Source organism: Ruegeria sp. AM4 (genome assembly GCF_056540665.1).
This window is the reverse complement of record NZ_JBQFXD010000004.1, coordinates 18,932-42,003: the sequence shown is the minus strand read 5'-3', so window position 1 is coordinate 42,003 and position 23,072 is coordinate 18,932. Positions and strand designations below refer to the sequence as shown.

Sequence of the window (23,072 nt, the reverse complement as noted above, 5' to 3'; positions counted from 1 at the left end):
ATTAGGGGTGCAGAATGTTGAAACGAGACCGTATCTGTGTTTCCTGTTCGGGGGTCAGATAGGCCGGGTTGTGATTGCGCAGAACCTCGCGGGCCCTCTCTCGGGCACGTGACCAAGCGTCTTTGGCCCCGTTTTCCGCCCATGTGCGCGGTTCATCACGATCCGCAAGGATAGGATAGAAATAGTCCCGTTCCATCGCCGAATAGGTATGTTGCCCGCCCAGGAAATGACCGTCCCCCAAAACCGCATCACAAACGGCCTGAAAGCCCAGGTTTTCCTCGGTCACTTCGATGCCGCGCAAGGCGCGATAGGTGTTGGAATGCATCTCATCATCCAACACGAAGGCTTCGAAACTGGCCCCAAGCAAAGACGCGGTCATGCCCGAGCTTTCGTAGATCAGGTTACCACCCGCCAGCGCCGCGGCCATCGAAGTGATACCCTTTTCCATTCCGTATTGAGCGTCGATTGCTTTGGCATCGGTCATTGAACAGGCCACGCCCGAGGGCAGACCCAGCCAGTTCGACAGCTGTGCCGATGCCGCATTCAATACGGCGGTTTCACCGCTGCCGCCGGAAAATGCACCTGTCCGCAGGTCGATCACCAATGGCCAGTTCGAGAAGACCATGGGAAATCCGGGTTGGATGGCGTGCACCATCAAAAGACTGGCCAGCGTTTCTGCCAGCGATTGCGCCAGAAATCCCGCAAGCGTTGCTGGGGCCGTTGCCCCGGCCTGCGCCGCCGTGATGCACGAAATCGGGATGTTGTATCTAATGCATTCGTAAACCACATCGACCGCATCTTCGCCGTAGCGCATCGGCGATATCATGGGGCTTATATGGGCCTTCATGAATGGACGTTTGGAAAACACGCCCGGACCACCCGCCGCAATGTCCAGCATCTCGACAATCGGAGCGACATGTTCGGCCAGAGTGAACGACGTCGCCGTCGGCTTTGTAGTGTTTTTCAACAGGGCGAAAACCGTGTTCACGTCCAGGTCGAAATTGTCGGGAACGTCCGTGGCGACGCAACAGCGCGTGAACCAACTGACATTGGCCAGCGTATCCTGAAGCCGGGTGAAGTCATGCAGGTCTTGCAAGGTTGACGGTCGATAAAGCGCGCTGTCCATATCCAGCGTCTGCACCGCAGCGCCACCGGTCCCGAAATGCACCGTGTTTCCGCCCACCTCGATTGAGCGTTCCGGATCGCGACCATGCAAAGTGAATGTCTTGGCGGCCTGATCGATGGCCTGCTCCACCAACGCAGGTGGAAACAGCACCCGCCCCTGCCCGTTGTCGGTTGCGCCAATTGCCAGCAAATCTGCAAGCAGCCGATCCGGCACGTCTCCGACCCCAAGTTTTTCAAGCAGATCCAGTGCGGTGTCGTAGATGCGCCTCAGATCATGTTCGCTGAGAGGTGTGTACGCCCCACCAATCTGGCCTGGTGGGCAAGGGTCTATGACCGGCTTCGCCGCGCGCTGTGCCACCCGCTCCTTGCGCCCGCCTCGTTTTCCGCGCTGTCCCGTCATTTTGGCCCTTTAGCAAACTTGATCTGTAGGAAATTCAAGCGGGCCAACCCCTTCAAACGCAAGCATTGCTTCTATATTCTCATTTTCTCGAATATCTATTCATATTTTCTCGGATTATTGCCTGTTCACTTGCGGCGTAACCAAATTTGCGAACCTATCTCGGAAAACGATTTCCAAAGGGCGCTTGTCATGAAAACCCGAACCAAAGTGGTTGTTATCGGCGGCGGCATCGCCGGTTGCTCGACACTCTACCACCTGACCCAGGAAGGCTGGAGCGATGTGGTTCTGGTCGAACGCAATGAGTTGACCAGTGGCACCACATGGCACTCGGCCGCGCAGGTTACGAATTTCGGCATGAACCAAACCATGGTCGGGCTGAAAACCCATTCGATCAACTTGTACAAGACTCTGTCCGAAAACCCGGAATACCCGATAAACTACCACCATGCAGATGGCGGTATTCGCTTGGCCAATACCGAAGGGCAGATGCAAGGCTATCGCCATTTCGCCTCGATGGCGCGCGGTATGGGGGTCAAGTTCGAAGTCATCGACGCCGAGGAATGCGCCCGGCGTCACCCCCTGATTTCGACGACAAACCTGCTTGGCGGGCTATGGGACCCGCTGGACGGCGACATCGACCCGGCGCAGCTTTGTCAGGCGCTGGCCTATCACGCGCGCAAGGCTGGGGCCGAGGTCTATCGGAACACACCTGTCACGGCTTTGACCCAACACAAGGACGATACGTGGACAGTTCACACCGAGCACGGCAATATCGACTGCGACATTGTCGTCAATGCTTGCGGCTACCGGGTGAACGAAGTCGGCGCGATGATGGGTGTCCACCATCCGGTCGCCTCAATGGAGCATCAGTATTTTCTGACCGAGGATATTCCGGGCATTGCCGAGGCCGGTCACCGGATGCCGCTGCTGCGCTGCCCGATCAGTGACTATTACAGTCGACAGGAAAAGGGCGGGTTGTTGGTCGGGTTCTACGAACAAGATTGCAAACCCTGGGGCATGGACGGGATTGACCCGAACTTTGTCAACGCGCTGTGCCCCGACGATCTGGACCGAGTCATGGATGTTTTGGCCGGGGCTTTCGAACGGATGCCTGCACTGGAAGAGACCGGCATCCGGTCCATCGTGAACGGGCCAATCACCTATACGATCGACGGCGCGCCTCTGGTCGGCCCAATCCCGGGCAAGCGCAATGCGTTCTGCATCATCGGCCTGCGCGCGGGACTTGGCGAGGGTGGCGGTCATGGCTGGTTGTTGGCGCAACAAATCGTCCATGGCGAGGCCTGCTATGACACCTGGTGTCTGGACCCGCGCCGGTTCACCGGACACACGAATGTGGAACTGACCTCGCTGAAAGCGATCGAGGACTATCAGAACGAGTTCCGGTTTCACTTTCCCCATGAACACCGACCCGCTGGCCGTCCGGCCAAGACTACACCTTTGACACCAATCCTGGCCGCCGAAGGCGCTGAGTTCACTGTGGTCAATGGATGGGAGCGGATGGATTACATCAAACCCACGCCCGATTTCCATCCAACGCTCAGCTTCAATTTCGACGAGGCGTTCGACGTCATCGCTGCCGATGTGAAAAATGTGCAGGAAAACGTCGGCCTATGCGAAGTCAACGGGTTCAACCGCTTCGAGATCACCGGCACTGACCGCCACAGCTTTCTTGACCGGATGTTCTGCGGCACAGTCACCAAACGCGACGGTCGGGTTGGGTTGGGCTATCTGCTGAACAATCACGGCATGATCAAGGCCGAGGCGACCGTGGCAAACCTGCCCGCTTCGGACCGTGGACCGGACCGCATCTGGTATGGGTCGGCTGCCGCCAGCGATTACCACGACATGGACTGGCTGTCCCTGCATATGCGCGACGATGAGGATGTGCAGATCCGTAGTCTGACCAACGATCAGACCATCCTGGTTCTTGCCGGACCCAAGGCGCGCGCCGTACTGTCGGCGTGCTCGCGCGGCGACTGGTCGAAAGAGGCCTTCCCATGGCTGTCGGTCCGCGAATGCTTTGTCGGCTTTGCCCCCGCGACTGTCATGAGTGTCAGCTTCTCGGGCGAACTGGCCTATGAAATCCACGTACCCAACGCGTCGCTATATGCCGCGTATCTGGCGCTGCGAAAGGCAGGTGAGGTGCACGGGCTGCGTCTGTTCGGTGCCCGCGCCGTCGAGTCGATGCGCATGGAAAAGGGTTTCTTGCACTGGAAGGCGGATATCCTCACCGAATTCGACCCATTTGAAACCGGGCTTGGTCGATTTGTGAACCTCGGCAAAGAAGACTTTGTTGGCAAACAGGCGTTGATAAAGCGTCAGGCTGGCAGTGTGCGAAAACAACTGGTGACGCTCAAGATTGATGCGACTCACGCGCCGGCCCATGGCGGGGCATCGCTGATGAAGGGCGATGCGGTCGTTGGCACCGTGACCTCGGGTGATTGGGGCCATCGCACCGACATGAATTTGGCCTATGCCTTTATCGAACCCAATCTGGCAGCAATCGGAAGCAAAATGCATCTGGATATGTGTGGCGAGCTGGTCGGGGCCGAGGTCATTGCATCCTCACCTTATGACCCGCAACACCAACGCATGCGGAGCTGACGACTGCCGGGTTTTGCCCGAAGTCTGCAAAAACGGGATTGACGGCAAGCGCAGGACGCGGGATTCCGAACGCAGAATGAAGCCCGTTGACCAGATACTCCGCTTTTCCCAGTCGCAATCCCGTGGGTTCCTGCGCGATACGCGTACGCTGCAGATCGGCGCGCCCGCAACCGCCGCTTTGGTCGGCAAATATGACATGCAACGATACGATGACGCGCTGTTCGCCGAACTCGGCATCCACCGGCCCGAACGGCTTGATTCAGCAGTCACAAAAAGACGCGCCGAATATCTGGCGGGGCGGGTGCTGGCGCAGACAGCGCTGTCAGTTCTTGGGCGACAGCCCGAACCGGTTCTGACCGGGCCAAACCGCGAGCCCGTCTGGCCCCAGGGCGTTGTAGGATCAATCACCCATTCCAAGGGCCATTGCGCCGTGGCTCTGTCCGACAACCCGTCGCTGCTGATCGGCATCGACACCGAAGACGTTGCCAGCGGATCAGCACTGGAGTCGATTTTTCATGTCGCTTTGCTGCCGCAAGAGGCTGCATTGGTTCGTAAACAAGAGAGCATGCCACAGGAAACGCTGGCCACGCTGGTGTTTTCAGCCAAAGAAACGCTCTATAAGGCGCTGTTTCCAAACGTTCGCAAGTTCTTTGGCTTTGACCATGCAGAGCTTGCGGCCACGCCGAAAAACAATGTGCTGCGGTTGCGTCTGGTGAAGACTCTGAGTGCCGCATTTCCCGCAGGTGATTGTTTCGACATCGCCTTTGAGCTTGCCGGAGGCACCGTCCTTACATGGCTGGTTTTGCCGGACCCTGTCCGCTAGCGCGGTTTATGCAACTTGGTGCCGTATTGGTCTGACAAGATCCGGCGCTTTTGCGCCATCGATTCACGTCGCCGACGCTCAAGCCCAAGCCTGAAAGATTTTTCGACAAAGTCGATATGATCCGTTGCTGCCTTCTCGGCACGCTCTTCATCGCCTTCGACTACAGCGCGCCCAAGTTCCAGATGTTGCTGCAACAGCGCCTCTCCGGTTCCGTCAATGGTTTTCAGAAAGTCCCGATTGTAGAAAACACCCCTTCGCGTCAGGTCATAGATTGATGCCATGATATGGATCAGCGTGGCGTTCTGGCTGGCGTCAACAATTGCCGAATGCAGCGCAAAATCCGCCTCTTGAGAGGCGGCGACGTCATTCTCTTCCCATGCGCGTTCATTTTCCGACAGGATTTCCGCGATGCGTTCCTTGTCGGCGGTTGTCGCCCGGCGTGCGGCAAGCCGCGCGGCAAAGCCCTCCTGCTCGCGCCGATATTCCAGATAATCGAAAAACGCGGGCTCGTGTCGTTCATAAAGCGCCAGAAGCGCAGGCATCATGGCCTGACCGGTCAGCGCCGCCACAAAAGTGCCTTCGCCATGTTGCGTCGTAACCAACCCGCGTTCTTCCAGAACGGAAAGCGCCTCTCGCAGTTTGGGGCGCGACACGCGCAGCATTTCGGCAAGATCGCGTTCCGAGGGCAGCTTGCGACCCTGTTTCAGAATGCCCGACGCGATCAGATCCTCGATCTGCGCGACCACCGCCTCGGACAGCGATTCGTGTCCAACAGGTTCAAAAATCGCCGTGGTGCTCATGAAGTGCCGCCCTGCCTGATATCGGATTTTCGCAATACTGGTAAATAATAATAACCATTTCTGTGAAAAACTCAAGATGTGGTCTCAGATCGCCAAATATCACTTACAACATTGGTTTTATTCTATTTTACCAAAATCAGTATTGCAGAAGTACGCGCAAAGATCGTAGCTACCGCAGCTATAGATCAAACGCGACACCGGACCAGTGGTAAATAAAGTTGTTGACTGATCCGCGGTGGTAAATTTAGTTTGCCACCAGAATGGCGTTGGATTAGCCCGCGCCGATGTTTGGGCCAAAGCCCGACAAACCCCGGAGGAGAATTGATGAAAAAGACTCTGACCAGTGTTGCCGTAGCAGCGAGCCTTCTGGCCGCACCTGCGGTCGCCGCAGACAAGTTGCTGCTGAAAACCCCAATCGCGTTTTCGACCGAATTGCCAGGCCTGGGCTCACCCATCCCGCGCGTTGCCGAACAGCTTGAGCTGATGTCGGGCGGTACATTGAAAATGAAGGTCTACGAACCAGGCAAATTGGTTCCGCCCTTCGAAATTCTGGATGCTGTATCCACGGGAAAGATCAACTCGGGCTACACCACTGCCGGATACTGGGCGGGCAAGATCCCCGCAGCGCCGCTGTTTTCGGCCGTTCCGTTTGGACCCGAGGCCGGCGAATACATGGCGTGGCTCTATTATGGAAACGGCCTGAGCTTGTATCAGGAAATGTACGATCAGGCCGGGTACAACGTGAAAGTCCTGCCCTGCGCGATTATCGCACCAGAGACATCTGGATGGTTTGCCTCGGAAATCAATTCGCCCGAAGACCTTGACGGCCTGAAGATGCGTTTCTTCGGCTTGGGCGGCAAGGTGATGCAAAAGCTGGGCGTTGCGACGTCGCTGCTGCCGGGTGGCGAAATCTTCCCCGCGCTCGAAAAAGGCGCCATCGACGCGACCGAGTTCTCGATGCCCGCCATCGACTCGCGCCTTGGCTTTCATAAACTGGTCAAGTTCAACTACTTCCCCGGCTGGCACCAGCAGGCGACCGTGTTTGAACTGATGATCAACAAGGATGTCTGGGCAGAAACCAGCGAGCAGCACAAGGCGATCATCGAAAGTGCCTGCAAGGCGTCGATGGCTGACAGCTTTGCTGAAGGCGAGGCCATTCAGCACGCTGCCCTGATCGACAATGTCGAAAACAACGGCGTGACCATCAAACAGTGGACACCCGAGATGCTGGATACCTTCCGCACAACCTGGGAAGAAGTTGCTGCCGAAGAAGCCGCAAATGACGCTTTCTTCGCCAAAGTTCTGTCCGACATGACCGAGTTCCGCGAAGGTTATGACCTGTGGAAGACCAACGCGTTCCTCCCACGTCAGTAACTGAAAGCTGACGTTGCCGGGGCGGCCTAACGTGTCGCCCCTGGCACATCTCTCTGATTACCCAGATTCAACACCTTGATTGCCCGCGCTCCGGGCTGCTGAGCGAGGACTGAACATGGCTACCCAAAAGAAACTCAACGATCCGGTCGAAGCCTATGAGGGCATCCTGGAACATCCCGAAACCGACCGTCAGCAAATCGCCGTAGCAATCGACACGGGCGTCAAAGCAATCGGTCACGTGGTGATGTGGGCAAATGTCCTGCTGATGGCGGCGATCTTCTCGCAGGTTTCGTTGCGCTACCTGTTCAGCCAGAACTATCCCAAGCTGGATGAGATCCAGTGGCATTTCTACGGCATCGTCACGATGATCGGCATTTCCTATGCGCTGATCACCGACAGCCATGTGCGCGTCGATGTTCTGCACATGCAACTTTCACGCCGCGCACAGCGGGTCATCGAGGTAATCGGCATCCTTACCCTGTTGGCCCCGTTCATCTATCTGATGGTCGATCAGGGTTATGATTATTTCTACGAAAGTTTCCGCGTCAACGAACGTTCGGACAGCCCCACCGGCCTGCCTGCGCGTTGGGCCTTCAAAGCCGTCATCCCGATCAGCTTTGTATTGCTTGGGTTGGCCGCATTGGCGCGCCTGATCCACGATGGTCACGCGCTGATGTTTGGCCCAGCCTCCGAGCGTGAAGGCGCCCCTCTACGCCGCATACTGCTGGTCTTGGCGGTCTTTGCGGCGGTTTGTGTTGGTCTGACCTTCCTGGTCGAAACCACCGAAGAAAAACTGGTCATTGCGATGTTCCTGACCTTCATCGCGCTGCTTTTCACCGGCTATCCGGTGGCATGGGTACTGGCTGGTATCGGCGTCGCTTATTGCGGGCTAGCCTATCTGTTCGACAACGACCTGATGTTGTGGACCGGGTTGGAAAGCACCTTTACCGGGCTTGATTATCTGACGTTGGGCGCCGTTGTGAACCGGGTCTACGCCACCATGTCGAACGCGGTTCTGGTTGCCCTACCGATGTTCATCTTCATGGGCCTGATGCTGGACGAATCCGGTGTTGCCGAACGTCTGATGAGCTCAATGCAGCGCTTGTTCGGCACAGTACGCGGAGGTCTGGCGATCACCGTGACCCTGATCGGCATCATCCTCGCCGCCTCTACCGGGATTATCGGAGCCTCGGTCGTATTGCTGGGCGTGCTGTCGCTGCCCTCGATGATGCAACAGAAGTATCAGCCGACGCTGGCCGCTGGAGTCGTTTCGGCCTCGGGCACACTGGGCATCCTGATCCCACCCTCGATCATGCTCGTGATCATGGCCGACCAGATGGCACTGTCTGTCGGTGACCTGTTCATGGCCGCGGTGTTTCCCGGCGTGATCATTGGCGGCCTGTACCTGACCTACATCTTCATCCTTGCGCTGGTGAAACGCGATGCTGCCCCTGTCCCTGAGGGTGCGAAAGCCCCCGACTGGGCCGCCGTCAAGGGCGTGCTGATCGCTGTAATCCCGACGTTGATGCTGATCCTTGCGGTGCTGGGTTCGATCTTTGCGGGTCTGACAACACCTACCGAAGCCTCGGGCATCGGTGCATTGGGGGCAACGCTTCTGGCCCTGGGGTATCGCAAGCTGACCTTCGCGAAATTGTGGAACGTTCTGGTTTCCACCTTCAACACGACCGCCTATATCTTCGCGATCTTCCTGGGTGCAACCGTGTTTTCCTATGTCCTGCGCGAGCTTGGCGGCGATGAACTGATCGAACATGTTGTGCAGTCCACCGGGCTCGGAGCCAACGGGACAGTCCTGTTCATCCTGTTCATCGTCTTCCTGCTGGGTTTCGTGTTGGACTGGATCGAGATCACGCTGATCGTGCTTCCCCTGATGCGCCCCATCGTGAACGGGCTGGGCATCGACATCCCCGGCTTTGGCGTACTGGATGAGCCCGCTCTGGTCTGGTTCGTGATTCTGGTCGCGGTGACGCTGCAAACCAGCTTCCTGACACCGCCGGTGGGCTTCGCCCTGTTCTATCTGAAAGGCGTCTGCCCGCCCGAGATCAAGCTGATGCACATCTACAAGGGCATTATCCCCTTCGTGCTACTGCAACTGACGGGTCTCGCGTTGGTCTTCCTTTGGCCCACCCTCGCCACCTGGCTGCCCTCGGTTGCCTATTAAGGAGGTCTCGCCATGCGTCTGAACCAATGCCATAACTTCCACGACTTTCGCCTGTTGGCAAAACGTCGCCTGCCGGGACCGATCTTCAACTACATCGATGGTGGTGCAGATGACGAAGTGACGTACCGGGAAAATACCCATGCGTTCGACCGCTGCGATCTGTTGCCCTCGGTCTTGCGCGGGGTATCGGATGTGGACATGTCGGTCACCGTCATGGGGCAAAAGCTGGAGATGCCGGTCTATTGCTCGCCAACCGCGCTGCAACGACTGTTTCACCATCAGGGTGAACGCGCCGTCGCGGCGGCGGCGGAAAAATACGGTACCATGTTCGGGGTTTCGTCCCTTGGAACCGTGTCGATCGAGGATTTACGGGCCAAGCACAAGAACCCGCAGGTCTATCAGTTCTACTTTCACAAGGATCGCGGCCTGAACACTGCCATGATGCAGCGCGCCAAAGAGGCCGGGGTCGAGGTGATGATGCTGACTGTCGACAGCATCACCGGCGGCAATCGCGAGCGCGATTTGCGAACCGGGTTCTCGATCCCCTTCCGGCTGACACTGGGCGGGATGATCCAGTTTGCGATCAAACCGATGTGGGGCATCAACTATATCACCCACGAAAAGTTTCGCCTGCCGCAGTTGGAAGACCATGTCGACATGGGTGGCGGCGCAAGTTCGATCGGCGGATATTTTACCGAAATGCTGGATCCTTCCATGAACTGGGATGACGTGGCGCAGATGGTTCGCGATTGGGACGGGCAGTTCTGTCTCAAGGGCATCATGACCGTAGAAGATGCTCGTCGCGCTGCCGAAATCGGATGCTCCGGCATCGTGCTGTCCAACCATGGTGGTCGCCAGCTTGATGGGTCGCGCACGCCGTTTGACCAACTGGCCGAGATCGTCGAAGCGGTCGGTGACCGTGTGGACGTAATGATGGACAGCGGCATTCAACGCGGTACGCATGTCCTCAAGGCGCTGTCGCTGGGCGCAAAGGCGGTGGGTGTCGGCCGGCACTATCTGTATCCGCTGGCCGCAGCCGGTCAGGCAGGCGTCGAACGTGCGCTTGGGCTGATGAGGGCCGAGATCGAGCGGGACATGAAGTTGATGGGCGTCACTCGGGTGGACCAATTGAAACCCGAGAACGTGCGCTTTCGCGATGCGGCATGACAAATGACGCGCTCATATCCACCTTCCGCGCAATAGTCGGATCACGCCACGTACGAACGGGCGCACGTGCAACCGAACGCTTTCGCCGAGGGTTCCGATCTGGTGAAGGAGAGGCACTGTGCGTTGTTCAACCCGGCACATTGCTTGAACAATGGAAGGTGCTGCAAGCCTGCGTCGTGGCGGACAAGATCGTCATCATGCAGGCGGCCAATACCGGCCTGACCGAAGGCTCGACCCCTTCGGGCACCTATGATCGCGACGTTGTGCTGATCAACACGCGCCGGATGGATACCCTGATTTCACTGAATGGCGGCGAACAGATCATCAGCTTTCCCGGGGCGACGCTGTTCGCGCTTGAAAAGCTGCTGGAACCCATTGGGCGCGAGCCCCATTCGGTCATTGGCTCGTCATGCATCGGCGCTTCGATCATTGGCGGGGTCTGCAACAATTCTGGTGGGTCTCTGGTGGAACGCGGCCCGGTTTACACCGAACTTTCGGTCTATGCTCGCATCGGCGAAGATGGCGGGCTTGAGTTGGTCAATCACCTGGGTATTGATCTGGGCGAAACGCCCGAACAGATCCTGGCCAATCTCGACTCGGGGACTTTCGACCGGAACCCAGACCCCACCAACAAGCGGGCGTCGGCCAGCGACTATGCGCAGATCGTGCGCGATGTGGACGCAAAAACACCCGCACGGTTCAACGCTGACAAGGCGAAGCTGTACGAATCCGCGGGATCTGCGGGTAAAATGGCCGTCTTCGCCGTGCGACTGGACACGTTCGCGAAAAACAAGGCCGAGCAGGTCTTTTACATCGGCACCAACAACCCGGATGACCTGACCGATCTGCGCCGACATATCCTATCCCAATTCTCGTCCTTGCCGGTTTCTGCCGAATATATGCAGCGTGAGGTTTTCGACATTACCCGGCTATATGGCAAAGACACTGTCTGGATGATCGACAAGCTGGGCACCGACCGTCTTCCGATGTTCTTTGCGCTGAAAGGCGCGGTGGACGCGCGGCTGCGTCGTATCCCCTTCTTACGCAACTTTACTGACCGTTTCATGCAGATGGCGGTGCGCGTTCTGCCGCAAATCCTACCCAAACGGATGATCGAGTTCCGTGACGCCTATGAACACAACCTGATCCTGAAAATGAAGGATACGGGCATAGAAGAAGTCCGCGATTGGTTGCCCGGATTTCTGAACGGGCGCGACGCGGGATTTTTCGAGTGCACCCCGCGCGAGGCAAAAATTGCGGGGCTGCATCGTTTCGCTGCAGCCGGGGCCGCCGTGCGGTATATGGCGATCCACGCTAACGAGGTCGAGGATATCATCGCGCTGGACGTCGCCCTGCGCCGCAACGACCGAACCTGGCTTGAAACGCTACCGCCCGAGATTGATGACCAACTGGTCCACAAGCTCTATTACGGCCACTTCATGTGCCACGTCATGCATCAGGATTTCGTCGTGCGAAAAGGCGCGGACCCAAAAGCATTGAAAGCCGCGATGCTGCGGCTTTTTGACGAACGCGGCGCGGAATACCCGGCCGAGCACAATGTCGGGCATCTCTACAAGGCGAAACCCGATCTGGCGGCGCATTACCAGTGCTGCGATCCAACCAACAGTTTCAATCCGGGGATCGGGAAAATGTCCCGGCTGCGCAACTATGCTGCGCAGGACGCAAAGAGCGTGAGCAACAACTAGTTAGCATCGTGCCAGATGGACACGCCATGAGGCGCGACCAATTCGTTACCGACCAGGAAACGCTTTGGTCCAGAGCACGGAATTGGCACGGGGCGATCCGCGAAATTGAACGCGAACCTCAAATTTCCTCGCCGGGTCAGGCGCATGTCATGCGGGCAGTCGAGATGGTCAAGCCCCGCCCAACCGAGCGCATCACGCAGGATCTTGCTCAGGGCCTCTCCGGTTGGTGACATCGCAAGGTATGTCGCCTTTTCAGATCGGGTGATCGCAGGACTAACCCGGTGATGCTTCTCTTCGAATGTGGCAAGCACCGCTTCGGTTGTCTCGATATCTTCGCGCCAGCCGATGACCTCGAACGCGGTGCCATCGCTGAACCGGATGGATTGCGGGGCATAATCCGGCAGCGATTCAACGCGCGTAACCTGCACGCCGGACATTCCTGCAAGGGCACCCGGAGCGAGGTTGGACGGGCTGTGCATGTCTGCCGTTCGGCTACCCGCGCGGGCACCGATCAGCAGTTTAGCATCGGCTGCCTCAAGCCTTTGTTCCAATTCACGCGTCACGATCATCGCCTGCGGCAGGACAATCAGCCGATAGCCGTCAAGATCAGACTCCGGACCGATGAAATCTATATCGATCCCCAAGGACCTTAGCCCGGCATACCACTCGCGGATGATCCAGTCGTTTCGATAGTCCTTGTCGTTCGGCAATATCTGCCCCGCCCAGATCGAGGGGTAGTCGAGCAGCATCGCCACCTCGGCCCGCTGACGGGTTGCCGGAAGCAGGGCCTGTCTCTCGCGGGCGATCTCGGCCAATTCGATAGCAGCCTGATCTGGGCTGCCATCGGATCGGAACAGACCGGTGTGGTCCTGTTCCTGTGCTTTGTCCGACTGACGCCAGCGAAAGAACATGACCGCCTGCGCCCCATGGGCATATGCGGCCCAGGTCCACAACCGCACCATCCCATCTGCGGGGGCCGGATTCTTGTCGGCCCAATCCACAGGCCCCGGTTGTTGTTCCAGCACCCACATGCGGCCCCGGCCCTGCGACCGGTAGAGATCGCAGTGAAAACCCTGATAGTCCGGCTCACCCGTACGCAAATAGCGTCGCTTCGCCGCCTCGGACTGAGACGAGCCCAGAAGGTTTCCCAGTGGATAGCTGTCGAAACCCACCACATCCAGATCGCGCGCCACCGCGTGATGGTCAAACTCGAAACTGCCGGCCATAAAGTTATGGGTCACGTCCCGCCCCGGCGAGAATTCGCGTAGAATTTCCACCTGAGCCCGATTGAAAATCTGCACCCGGTCCGAAGAGTAGCGCGCGAAATCAAGGGCCTGCGTCGGGTTTGGCGCAGCGACCAGGCCGGTTGGCAATTCGATCTGATCAAAGTCGGAATAGATCGCGCCCCAGAACGCGGTGCCCCAGATACGGTTCAGCGTTTCGATGTCGCCATAGCGGGCCTGCAACCATTTGCGAAAGCCATCGCGCGCCGCACCGGAATAGCTGAGCACCGTATCATGGTCATTGTATTCGTTGTCGATCTGCCAGGCGTGGACATGCGGGCTCTGTCCGTATCTGCTTGCGTATTCGCGTGCGATCCTGCGCGCCTCGACCAGATAAATCTCGCTGGAAAAGCAATAATGCCGCCGCGAGCCAAAGCCGCGCACCCGCCCATCTGGTCCAACGGGCAGTATCTCAGGATGCGCATCAACAAGCCATTTTGGCGGCGCGGCGGTCGGCGTGCACATCATCACCTTAAGGCCCGCCTGCCCAAGAATGCCAACCACATCGTCTAGCCAGGCCCATTCAAATCGGCCGGGTATAGGTTCCACGATCCCCCAGGTAAATTCCGCGATGCGAACCCAGTCGAGACCCATCTCGACCATCCGGGCGGCATCGTCGCGCCAAAGTTCTGGTTCCCATTGTTCCGGGTAGTAGCAAACCCCAAGTTCCAGCTTGCTCATCTGTTTTCCCTGGCGGTTCGTCTTTCGACCCATTTCAGAAAGCTGGCACAGCACAACGTAATGACCACATAAAGGATCGCGGCGGTGTTGAACGGGGCGAAGGGCAGAAAACTCGCCGCCTGAAACTCGCGCATCCGCTGGGTCATGTCGCGCACCGACAGGATCGACAGTAGCGACGTATCCTTGATCATCGCGATGAATTCGTTGCCCAAAGGCGGTGTCACAATGCGCAAGGCTTGTGGCAGCACGATCAACCGTGCCGTCTGCCAGCGCGACAGGCCAAGCGATCCTCCGGCCTCGATCTGCCCTTTTGGAATGGCCTCGATGCCGGATCGGAAAATCTCGGCCATGTAAGCGGAATAGCCGACTGAGATTGCAATGATACCGCGTGTCATGTTGGTCATATCGATGCCGCCACCCGTGGCGTCTTTGACCGCGCCAGCAAGCGGCAGACCGATATAGAGAATGATCACCAGCATGGGAATGCCGCGGATTGTATCGACAAAGAACTCGGCCCCGACGGCCAGCGGGTGCAGCTTGTGCTGCGCCCCGGCAACCGTCAGCGTCAGTAGAAGAAAGCCGAGGACCGAAAAGGTCAGTGCAGGTGTCCGGTACCGGTTGGGCAGGAAACTGTTCTGCCAGATAACCTTGTAGCCTTGCGTGTTCGCCTCAACCGGAATGTACGCGCCCGAGACGCTGTCGATGCTTTCGATCTGATCCAGCGCCGTGGCGACATCAGGGGCGCTGCGGATTCTGAACCTCTGCCCCTCGCCGCCATCGAACTCACCATATCGGATAATGTCGGCCTGATCCTGCGGCGTTCCTTGCACAATGGCAATGCGTCCCTCGATACCGCCCACAAGTGCATAGTTTTCCTTGGGCTGCATGAAGAAATAGGCCGCGATCGCAATCGCGGTAAGGCTGATGGCCCCGTAAATCGTCGTTGTCATCTGCTTGGGGTTCAGGGACTGAAGGCCGACCCAGACCAATCCCAGAATGGCGGACAGAACGTAGGCGAAAATGGCGGCCCGAAAGGTGATCGCAACGCCGGTTGCGAATTCCCAGTGGGCCACGAACATCAGATAGAACAGAACCGCACCTGTCAGGACCTCGAGCCCGATCAGCAAATAACCTTGGTTCCGCACTTCACGGCGTGAAAGCAACAGCACCAGAACCAGTGCAACGCTGTAGACAACGAGCGAAATTTGCAGGGCCACCTGCACCCGTTCGATCACCCACGGGAACAAAACCCAGTTCTGTGCCGAGCGGTCGATCAAATCCGAGGTGTTTTCACTCAATGCGTTAAAAAACACCGATTGCGCAAACGGCATCAGAAGTTGCGGCGCAACAAAGGCCAACATCGTCACCAAAGCCGCAACCGGTAGAGCCGCATAGGCGCTGATCCGCAGCCAGCCTGGGGCCGTCGACTGGAAACGGGCGTAACGGGCGCTGAGATACCCAAGTGCCGCCACCAGCAGCAGGATCAGAAACCCCTGGAATATCGGCGTCGCGTTCTGGCCGATGCCAAGTATTGCCGTCAGCGAGCGATAGTATTTCGGAGAGCTTGCGAAAAGGTAGATGATGAACGGTGCCGCAGCGAACAGAACCAGATTGCTGGGGCGAATGGACTTCAGATAGGACATCCGGGCCTCTGCTCTTGGAAAAGGGCCCGGCAAGTTGTCTTGCCGGGCCGGATGAGGGTCGGGTTTATTCGGTGCCCCAATATTTGTTGATCAACGCTTCCATCGTGCCGTCTTTTTTGATTGCGGCAAGACCTTCGTTGATGGCGTCAACGGTTCCGTCGCCCTCTTGGAAGACGATACCCAGCGGGTCGGTTTGCAATCCCGTAATGCCAACGGTCAGTTCGCCCGCGAATTCCTGCTCGTATGCGGTGGCCGAAGTTCCATCAATGATAACTCCATCCACATCCGCGTTTTGCAACGCAAGGATCGCCGCCGAGAAGTTGTCATAAAGCTGAGTATTCTCGCGCCCGACAAGGTCTTCGGCCAGTTGTGCGTTCGTCGTCCCGGTCTGCGCCGACAGCTTTTTGCCGCCAGCCTTGAAGTCATCAAGTGTGATGTCGGAATCGTTCACGCGCAGCAGGATGGCCTGGCTGACCACAATATAGGGCTCTGAGAAATCCATGGTTTCCTCGCGCTCATCCGTGATTGAGACACCCGAGATCACCAGATCGAACTCTCCTTGTTGCAACGCGGCGAAAATCCCGTCCCAGGCGGTGTTCACAAAATTCGTGACACAGTTCACCTTTTCACAGATGGCGTTCATGACATCCACGTCGAAGCCAACAATATTGCCGGTTGCCTCGTCGACGGTTTCCATTGGTGGATAGGTTGCGTCGGTCCCGATCTTCAGAACGCGACCCTCCAGATCGGCAGCAGAAAGAGCCGTTGCTGATATCGCAACCGCAGCCGCGGCGAACAAAGATTTTCTGAACATGTTGTTTTCTCCCTTATGTTGGATCAAGTGGCGCCCGCCAAGGTTGGCGGAATGGTGTCAGGTTGCCGCTCGATAAAGGTGGCCCTGATCTTTTTTTGAGTCTCGGCCAAATCGGCCCCTTCCAGACGCTTGAGGATAAATTCGCCCAAAAGCTTGCTGGTTTCTTCGATAGGAACGTAATAGGCGCTGGGTGGAGGCACAAAGTACCGGCTGAGTTGCAGATCATCGGTCGAAATGACGACGAAGTCCTGCCCCACGCACGCACCGGCTTGTGCGGCAGCCGACAGAACGCCCAAAGTCATCGCCTCGTTGGCGCAAATGCAGGCGCTGGGTCTGTTCGGCAGCGACCACATTTTCGCAAACGCATCGGACCCGGTCTTTGCAGTTGTTGGCCCGCTGAAAACCAAGGCCGGGTCAGCTGGCAACCCGGCTTGTTGCAATGCTTGGGTCGACCCCTGCACACGTTGCCTGGCGTAAATCAGCTCTTGCGGGGGGTTCACCAACGCAATGCGCTGGTGGCCAAGATCGATCAGTCGTTTTGTGGCATCAAAAGCCGCCGTCTGACTGTCAAAATCAACATAGGCGTGCGGGCGCGTGCTGTCGCTCATACCATAGGTGACAAAGGGGATATTGTTGTCCTGCAAGAAAGCAATGCGCGGATCGGACAAGCAGGTTCCGGACAGGATGACCCCATCCGCCGCGTTGTCCATTATCATTTGTTGCAGTGCACGCAGGGCATCTGCCATGTCCCGGACGGTCACAACATTCAGCCGATAGGGTGAGCCGTCCAAAGCGGCAGAGATACCGGCAAGAATGCGGGTAAATTCAACGCCTTCCCACTCTTCCGGCTGGTTCGCCGACATATTAACCAACACCGCGATCTGAAACGATTTTCGCGTCTTCAGTTTCAAACCATCCAAATTCACCCGGTACCCAAGCTCGTCCGCGGCGGCCTGAACCTTTTGCCGGGTCTTGGCTTTGACCGACTCTGAACCCCGCAACGCGTTGGACACGGTGCCGACAGATAGGCCGGTACGCTTTGCGATGGATTTGATCGTCGGCCGCGCCATCATGATGCTCCGACGAGGGTGTGGTTGCGCAGGAATCGAAATCCGGTTTCCAACGTCGCGCGCGCGTCTGGCGGATCGTCATGTTCCACAAACAGATCCGAACACGGGCTGGCTTGCAAAACCTCCAGAACAGAGGCCCAATCGACGACCCCCTGCCCCAGATCCCGCCAACGGTCATCACCCTGACCTGCCGCCGGGTCTACGTCCTTGACATGTGCCGAAACGATCTTGCCTTGCCAGCGTTGCAAGGTTTCGACCGGGTTTGGAACAGACGCAACCAGCCAGCCAATATCGGGTTGCCAATGGACTTCGCGCTCCAGGATCAGATCCAACGGAATGCGCCCCTGAACCTCAACCAGATCAAAATCATGGTTGTGATAGGCCAGACGTTTGCCATTCTGATCCAGAACCTGTGCCCATTCGTGCAGACGTTCAGCAACACCAATCCAGCCTGCAAGGTCATTTGGCCGGTCTCTTGGCTCGAGCCAGGGCATGACGGCCACGGGGCACTCCATGGCATTCAACGCTGACAAAATGTCATCAAAGCGCGTCTCGAATTCGTCCCAGTCGAAATGGGCAGATCTGACGCGAAGACCTGCTTGCTTCAGGTCGGCGGCCAGCTCTGCCGGGCCAAGCCCATGGAAGCCGACGGTTTCGACATCGCTGTACCCGCAGGCCGTCACCATCTGCAGAATTTCAGGCAGATGGCTCATATGTCTAGCCGTGTAGAGCTGCGCTGCGACTCGCATCAGACACCATATTGAAACGTTTCAGTTACGGTGACTCAGGGGTGCGGTCCTTGTCAAGCAGGGCGCGGTCAGGCTGAGTTTTGTGCGAACTGCGAGGCTTTTACTTTCAAGCGCGTGAAATGCTCGGGTTCGGCGTTCCCGCCCATTCGAAAACCCAGCCATCACCCTGACGAACGTTCTGGACCATGTGCGGGCGCAATGCGACCAGGCATTGCCCCCCGGGGTGGCGCACAGACGGGTACAGCAATCCGTTTCCACCCGCCGCAAACACATCGCGCGCTAACGCCTGCCCGACTGGGTACGCAACGGTGGGGTCTTGATCCAGAACATCCGCATCCGCTCTGTCGCAAAGATCGTGAAGACGTGTTGTGAAGCCAGCCAATAACTCGCGATAGGCGGTGATGTTCTCGTAGATGCCGGTTGCCTCCAGTTCGCGCGTAAGATGCCAGGCGACTTCTGCCTGCGCCGCGTCCACGGCATTTGCGCCGTGGCAGGCATACCAGGCCCCACGCTCTGCCCCGTTGAAGCGGTTTCCGGTTGTTCTCGTGTAGCAAAACGCGGCGTTGACGTAGGTCCAGCCATACCCTGCCGCCTCGGTTAACAGTTCTGCGGGGTTCAAGCCACCTGGTATCGGAAAGCTGGCCGAACGTCGTGCGGATGTAAGCCCCTCGATCTCTTCAAGAATCGCCAGGTCATCCTCATCATCGGCCAGCGGAGCCATCGCCGGTTCCTCGATGTAAGCCGCCGAGATCAGACGAACTGTCTTGGGGTCTGTAAAGTCTACCTCATCAAGGTCCGATGCGCGGATCACACGCCGCCCCTCAGGGCGTCAATGTGCTGTCGAACTTTCATCATGGCCGGAATCCCGCCATCGCACATGACTTGAACCGGGCTTTTGCCGTAGAACCCGGGACCTGCATTCGCGGCTTTGGGCCAGCCATAGGTCAGCGGACCATTGAAGAGCAGCCGAAGCCCTTTGAAAAGGCCGATCAGCAGGCTCGCACGGGTGACTTTGTCCTGATCCAGAACGCCCTTGTATGTGCCTGCTTTCATCCGACTCCAGGTCGCGCTTGGCACGTCAAACAGAGCGGCCGCTTCGGCGTTTGACAACTGCCAGGCATCCGTGGCCCGAACAACGGCTTTGACAATCGCGGCGATTTTCTCTGCCTCGGCCACAGAATGCACGACTCCGCGTTCAGATGTGAGTTGGGCTGGCTCGAACATAAGGCCCTCCATATGATGTGATTTATTTAATCATATGATATGCTTTTGTCAAGTTGGATAGATGTTCAATGAATTTGCGCTGCGTGCCAGACATTCTTGACCGTCATGTAATTGTCTAACCCTTCGGTGCCGCCCTCGCGCCCGTAACCGCTTGATTTTACGCCACCAAAGGGAGTTTCGGGCATGGATGCCTCCAATGTGTTGATGGACAGGTTGCCGACTTCTACTTCGTCAACCAAACGGTCGACATAATCCGCTCGGTTGGTGAAGGCATAGCCCGCAAGGCCATAGGGCACCGAATTTGCACAGGTGATGGCGTGATCCAGCGATTGCACAGGGTTGATAACGGCAACCGGACCAAAAGGTTCTTCCTGCATGATCCGCGCAGTTTCGGGCACGTTCAAAAGCACGGTTGGTTGGAAAAAGTACCCCCTGTCCCCTGACTGTGCGCCTCCGGTCGCCAGTGTTGCGCCTTTGGCAACCGCATCGTCGACCAGCGCCGTCAACGCGGGTATGCGACGGGCATTGGCGGTCGGCCCCATTTCGACACCTGAATCCATACCATTGCCCACAACCGTTGCCCGCGCCCGATCAACAAACTGGGCCGCATAGTCCGTGAATACACTTTCGTGGACAAAGAACCGCGTTGGTGACGTGCAGACCTGCCCCGCGTTGCGCATTTTGCGCACTGCGCCGGAGACCGCCGCTGCATGCAAGTCGGTGTCTTCGCACACAATGACCGGAGCATGGCCGCCGAGTTCCATCAACACCCGCGTATCGTGCTGCGCCGCAAGCGTGGTCAGCTGCCGCCCGACCGTGGTTGACCCGGTAAAAGCCACGAGCCGCACCTGAGACTGAGGGATCAGATGCCCCGAAATTTCGGCTGGAACGCCAAATACAAGGTTCAGGACTCCTGCGGGCAGGCCCGCATCTTCAAATGCGCGGGCGATGTGGAACGCGCCAGCCGGGGTTTCCTCTGCCGCCTTGAGGATTACCGAGCAGCCCGAGGCCAACGCTCCGGCGATTTTGCGGGCCGGCTGGCTCATCGGAAAATTCCAGGGCGAAAAGGCCGCGACGATGCCAACCGGCTGATGATGAACGGTGAACTTGTGCCCCTGCGCCGCCGGAATGACGCGGCCATAGGTCCGCATCGCTTCGCCTGCGTCCCATTCAAAGAACTCGGCCCCGCGTATGACCTCTAGCCGGGCTTGGGCAAGCGGCTTGCCGTGTTCCAGAGTGATCGCCTGCGCGATCTCGTCCTGTCTTTTGCGCATCAACGCTGCCGCGCGCAGGATGATATCAGCGCGCTCGCGCGGCGCGGTGCGGCTCCAGATACGAAACCCTTGATCTGCCGCCCCCAGCGCGTCATCCAGATCGCGGGCCGTGGCTTTGGGCAACCGACCGATTTCTTCCTCGGTGGCCGGGTTGACCACGGGCATGTCTGCACCGGTCTTACGCCATTGACCCCCGATAAAGAGTTTAAGCTCTGGGTACATGACTTGGACGCCTCCGAATTAATGCCATTTCAGATCAGGCATCCGCCGCCATCACTTCAAGTGAATTGACGGAATACTGATATCAGTTTGGCGAATACCTATCCTGCGCCGCCCGATGCAACGCGCCCTTGAACGCACGACCAGCGGGCGAAAGATCATCATCGGCGCGCAGCGATATCCCGACTGGTCCCGTGCCGAATGGCACCGCCCAATCCAATTTCGACAGATGCCCGTTCCGGATGTCCTGCGAGACGACCTCGGCGGGCATGAGGCCGATCAGGTCGCGCGTTTGCAGCAAGGCGCGGTTGGCCAGGTAGGATACGCTTTCAATTGTCACCGGCGGAACATATTGCTGTTGCCCGACAAAGAAGTGGTCTGCCTGCCTGCGCAGGGTGGTTTCCAATGGCGGCAGAATCCAGCCGAAAGGCTTGGTCTGAGCAAATGAAAGATCCTGCAATCCCGCCAGCGGATGCTGCGCCCCGACGACGGCGACGATCCGGTCTTCAAACAGCTTTTCCTGCCTGATCTTGTCCCGATGCCGGTGCGCAGGAAGCCGCCCGACAACCATGTCGATCTCGCCGGAAAGAAGCCCCGGCATCAAAACTTCGTTGGTACCTTCGGTGATTTTGACCGCCACATTCGGTCGGTCGGCCAGCAGAATCTCGATTGCCGTGGGCAACAGGCTGGTTGAGGCAGCCAGCAGCGTACCGACAACGACCCGGCCCGCGTTGCCCTCGTTCAGATCGTCCAGCTCTTGCGCCGCGTTCGAGACCTGCGTGAAAATCAATTTGCCGTGGCGGATCAGTGTCTCTCCGAACACGGTGGGCACGACGCCGCGATTGGTGCGATTGAACAGCTTGACCTCGAAATCCAGTTCAAGGTCCTGGATCATCTTGGTGGCCGCAGGTTGCGAAATGCCAAGCGCGCGGGCGGCGTTCTGGATGTTACCATGCGCCCCGACCGCCACCAAAAGCCGCAACTGCCGCAGTTTTAGCCGGGTCAGCGCCCGATCGACGATGCGAGAATGCCGACCGGTCACAGCGACACCCGTGCTGCGATCTGGTCCAGCTTTGCAAGAATGCTCATGGCTGCCAGTGCAGACGAGCGTGGATTGTCCGGCAAAGCGTTGCCGCAGATCTGAAAGCGAAACTCACCGAACTCACCCGATGCGGCAACCTCGTGAACGTTCTGCGCGATGGTTGTATCCGCAATCAGCCGGACGCGCGTATCGTCAAAGCCCAGCCCCGCCAAAGCGACCGCAGCCGACACGTTGGCGTTCTTGGGATAGGCAAGCGCCGCCGCCCGCGCAGTACCTTCGAAGTGCGTTTCGGCACCGCCGCTCATATTGTCCAGATCCAGTTTCTGTTCCGCAGGCGACCCCTTCCAGCCCTGCGGCGGTTTGCGCCCGGTATAGGTGACCGAAGTCAATCGTCCCGCCCGCGCGGCTGCCAGGCAGTCCAAAGCGCCGATTGCCCCGCTGGCCAGATGCAGCTTTGACCCGCCCGCCTTGGCGGCATCTTCCAGTGCTTGGGACGTATGCGGATTCGCCAGGGCCCCTATAGAGACCGTAACCATGTCAGTGCCGCGCGCCAGAATGGCAGGGCCGTGATCAGCGAGGGCCTGATGCCCCGCACAGTCGATAACCAGTTCGATGCTCTCTGGCAGGTCTTCGACCGAGTTGACCGCCAACGCACTGGGGGTGGCCCCGCCCGATCTGACCAATACGGCCTCCAGCGCGTATCCGCGCGCAGCAAGGCCCGACGCAACATAGCGCGCGATGGCGCCTTTCCCGATCATTGCAAGTTTCATAAGCTCAAAGCTATGCCAGATCTGCAAGAAACTGAATTGGAAAGCACCTGCTATCAGATTTTCTGATATCCACTTACAGGCTTTCACCTTGGCCATATCACCCG

At 58.1% G+C, this 23,072-nt stretch carries 18 protein-coding genes; 6 read left to right on the top strand and 12 right to left on the bottom strand.

Annotated features, from left to right (window positions below; genetic code table 11):
* Nucleotide 1: 1 nt before the first annotated feature.
* Nucleotides 2-1,525 carry a trimethylamine methyltransferase family protein gene (locus ACR0JA_RS09870; RefSeq protein WP_480573468.1) on the bottom strand — a complete coding sequence of 508 codons (1,524 nt, stop codon included), beginning with the start codon at nt 1,523-1,525 and terminating at the stop codon, nt 2-4.
* A gap of 189 nt (nt 1,526-1,714) precedes the next feature.
* Here ACR0JA_RS09870 and ACR0JA_RS09865 point away from each other — a divergent pair, with 189 nt between their 5' ends.
* Nucleotides 1,715-4,150, top strand: coding sequence for a GcvT family protein (locus tag ACR0JA_RS09865; RefSeq protein WP_480573466.1), 2,436 nt, complete (start codon nt 1,715-1,717; stop codon nt 4,148-4,150).
* Nucleotides 4,151-4,226: 76 nt separating this feature from the next.
* Entirely contained in the window at nt 4,227-4,973 is a 747-nt protein-coding gene (locus ACR0JA_RS09860) for a 4'-phosphopantetheinyl transferase family protein (protein WP_480573463.1), read from the top strand.
* On the opposite strand, the gene ACR0JA_RS09855 is transcribed toward ACR0JA_RS09860, so the two are convergent.
* Entirely contained in the window at nt 4,970-5,773 is an 804-nt protein-coding gene (locus tag ACR0JA_RS09855) for a FadR/GntR family transcriptional regulator (protein WP_480573460.1), read from the bottom strand. The two genes, ACR0JA_RS09860 and ACR0JA_RS09855, sit on opposite strands and share 4 nt — an antisense overlap.
* Nucleotides 5,774-6,097: 324 nt before the next feature.
* On the opposite strand from ACR0JA_RS09855, the gene ACR0JA_RS09850 reads away from it, so the two are divergent.
* From ACR0JA_RS09850 to dld, 4 genes are all read left to right on the top strand, one after another.
* Nucleotides 6,098-7,147: a TRAP transporter substrate-binding protein gene (locus ACR0JA_RS09850; RefSeq protein ID WP_480573457.1), complete on the top strand. Its 1,050-nt coding sequence runs from the start codon at nt 6,098-6,100 to the stop codon at nt 7,145-7,147.
* A 115-nt stretch (nt 7,148-7,262) separates the two neighbouring features.
* Nucleotides 7,263-9,326 carry a TRAP transporter large permease subunit gene (locus ACR0JA_RS09845; RefSeq protein WP_480573454.1) on the top strand — a complete coding sequence of 688 codons (2,064 nt, stop codon included), beginning with the start codon at nt 7,263-7,265 and terminating at the stop codon, nt 9,324-9,326.
* 12 nt (nt 9,327-9,338) lie between these two features.
* Nucleotides 9,339-10,493 (top strand): alpha-hydroxy acid oxidase, encoded by a 1,155-nt coding sequence (locus ACR0JA_RS09840; protein WP_480573451.1) that lies wholly within the window; start codon nt 9,339-9,341, stop codon nt 10,491-10,493.
* Nucleotides 10,490-12,199: a D-lactate dehydrogenase gene (gene dld, locus ACR0JA_RS09835; RefSeq protein WP_480573448.1), complete on the top strand. Its 1,710-nt coding sequence runs from the start codon at nt 10,490-10,492 to the stop codon at nt 12,197-12,199. The genes ACR0JA_RS09840 and dld overlap by 4 nt, the downstream gene beginning before the upstream one ends.
* Here the strand turns inward: dld and ACR0JA_RS09830 are convergent.
* The 10 genes from ACR0JA_RS09830 to ACR0JA_RS09785 form a co-directional block, all read right to left on the bottom strand.
* A complete protein-coding gene (locus ACR0JA_RS09830; protein WP_480573445.1) occupies nt 12,196-14,163 on the bottom strand; it encodes a beta-galactosidase in 1,968 nt (655 codons plus the stop codon). The two genes, dld and ACR0JA_RS09830, sit on opposite strands and share 4 nt — an antisense overlap.
* The gene (locus ACR0JA_RS09825) at nt 14,160-15,806 is read right to left on the bottom strand and encodes an amino acid ABC transporter permease (protein ID WP_480573442.1); all 1,647 of its coding nucleotides are present in this window, start codon (nt 15,804-15,806) and stop codon (nt 14,160-14,162) included. The genes ACR0JA_RS09830 and ACR0JA_RS09825 overlap by 4 nt, the downstream gene beginning before the upstream one ends.
* Before the next feature lie 64 nt (nt 15,807-15,870).
* Nucleotides 15,871-16,620 carry a basic amino acid ABC transporter substrate-binding protein gene (locus ACR0JA_RS09820; RefSeq protein ID WP_480573439.1) on the bottom strand — a complete coding sequence of 250 codons (750 nt, stop codon included), beginning with the start codon at nt 16,618-16,620 and terminating at the stop codon, nt 15,871-15,873.
* A gap of 23 nt (nt 16,621-16,643) precedes the next feature.
* Nucleotides 16,644-17,690, bottom strand: coding sequence for a LacI family DNA-binding transcriptional regulator (locus tag ACR0JA_RS09815; RefSeq protein ID WP_480573436.1), 1,047 nt, complete (start codon nt 17,688-17,690; stop codon nt 16,644-16,646).
* Entirely contained in the window at nt 17,690-18,403 is a 714-nt protein-coding gene (locus ACR0JA_RS09810; RefSeq protein WP_480573433.1) for a sugar phosphate isomerase/epimerase family protein, read from the bottom strand. The genes ACR0JA_RS09815 and ACR0JA_RS09810 overlap by 1 nt, the downstream gene beginning before the upstream one ends.
* Nucleotides 18,404-18,545: 142 nt before the next feature.
* Nucleotides 18,546-19,250 (bottom strand): RES family NAD+ phosphorylase, encoded by a 705-nt coding sequence (locus ACR0JA_RS09805; RefSeq protein ID WP_480573430.1) that lies wholly within the window; start codon nt 19,248-19,250, stop codon nt 18,546-18,548.
* Nucleotides 19,247-19,663, bottom strand: a complete 417-nt coding sequence (locus tag ACR0JA_RS09800) for an antitoxin Xre-like helix-turn-helix domain-containing protein (protein ID WP_480573427.1) — start codon at nt 19,661-19,663, stop codon at nt 19,247-19,249. Before ACR0JA_RS09800 ends, ACR0JA_RS09805 begins: the two co-directional genes overlap by 4 nt.
* A gap of 65 nt (nt 19,664-19,728) precedes the next feature.
* Complete coding sequence (locus ACR0JA_RS09795; protein ID WP_480573424.1) at nt 19,729-21,159, bottom strand: NAD-dependent succinate-semialdehyde dehydrogenase; 1,431 nt, start codon at nt 21,157-21,159, stop codon at nt 19,729-19,731.
* 82 nt (nt 21,160-21,241) lie between these two features.
* On the bottom strand, nt 21,242-22,198 hold the full coding sequence (locus tag ACR0JA_RS09790; protein ID WP_480573421.1) for a LysR substrate-binding domain-containing protein: 957 nt from the start codon (nt 22,196-22,198) through the stop codon (nt 21,242-21,244).
* Nucleotides 22,195-22,968: an aspartate dehydrogenase gene (locus ACR0JA_RS09785; protein ID WP_480573418.1), complete on the bottom strand. Its 774-nt coding sequence runs from the start codon at nt 22,966-22,968 to the stop codon at nt 22,195-22,197. The genes ACR0JA_RS09790 and ACR0JA_RS09785 overlap by 4 nt, the downstream gene beginning before the upstream one ends.
* Nucleotides 22,969-23,072 lie beyond the last annotated feature (104 nt).

Coding starts and splice junctions, on each gene's coding strand:
- ACR0JA_RS09870 (WP_480573468.1), bottom strand. CDS start 1,525: ATGACGGGACAGCGCGGAAAACGAGGCGGGCGCAAGGAGCGGGTGGCA.
- ACR0JA_RS09865 (WP_480573466.1), top strand. CDS start 1,715: ATGAAAACCCGAACCAAAGTGGTTGTTATCGGCGGCGGCATCGCCGGT.
- ACR0JA_RS09860 (WP_480573463.1), top strand. CDS start 4,227: ATGAAGCCCGTTGACCAGATACTCCGCTTTTCCCAGTCGCAATCCCGT.
- ACR0JA_RS09855 (WP_480573460.1), bottom strand. CDS start 5,773: ATGAGCACCACGGCGATTTTTGAACCTGTTGGACACGAATCGCTGTCC.
- ACR0JA_RS09850 (WP_480573457.1), top strand. CDS start 6,098: ATGAAAAAGACTCTGACCAGTGTTGCCGTAGCAGCGAGCCTTCTGGCC.
- ACR0JA_RS09845 (WP_480573454.1), top strand. CDS start 7,263: ATGGCTACCCAAAAGAAACTCAACGATCCGGTCGAAGCCTATGAGGGC.
- ACR0JA_RS09840 (WP_480573451.1), top strand. CDS start 9,339: ATGCGTCTGAACCAATGCCATAACTTCCACGACTTTCGCCTGTTGGCA.
- dld (WP_480573448.1), top strand. CDS start 10,490: ATGACAAATGACGCGCTCATATCCACCTTCCGCGCAATAGTCGGATCA.
- ACR0JA_RS09830 (WP_480573445.1), bottom strand. CDS start 14,163: ATGAGCAAGCTGGAACTTGGGGTTTGCTACTACCCGGAACAATGGGAA.
- ACR0JA_RS09825 (WP_480573442.1), bottom strand. CDS start 15,806: ATGTCCTATCTGAAGTCCATTCGCCCCAGCAATCTGGTTCTGTTCGCT.
- ACR0JA_RS09820 (WP_480573439.1), bottom strand. CDS start 16,620: ATGTTCAGAAAATCTTTGTTCGCCGCGGCTGCGGTTGCGATATCAGCA.
- ACR0JA_RS09815 (WP_480573436.1), bottom strand. CDS start 17,690: ATGGCGCGGCCGACGATCAAATCCATCGCAAAGCGTACCGGCCTATCT.
- ACR0JA_RS09810 (WP_480573433.1), bottom strand. CDS start 18,403: ATGAGCCATCTGCCTGAAATTCTGCAGATGGTGACGGCCTGCGGGTAC.
- ACR0JA_RS09800 (WP_480573427.1), bottom strand. CDS start 19,663: ATGTTCGAGCCAGCCCAACTCACATCTGAACGCGGAGTCGTGCATTCT.
- ACR0JA_RS09795 (WP_480573424.1), bottom strand. CDS start 21,159: ATGTACCCAGAGCTTAAACTCTTTATCGGGGGTCAATGGCGTAAGACC.
- ACR0JA_RS09785 (WP_480573418.1), bottom strand. CDS start 22,968: ATGAAACTTGCAATGATCGGGAAAGGCGCCATCGCGCGCTATGTTGCG.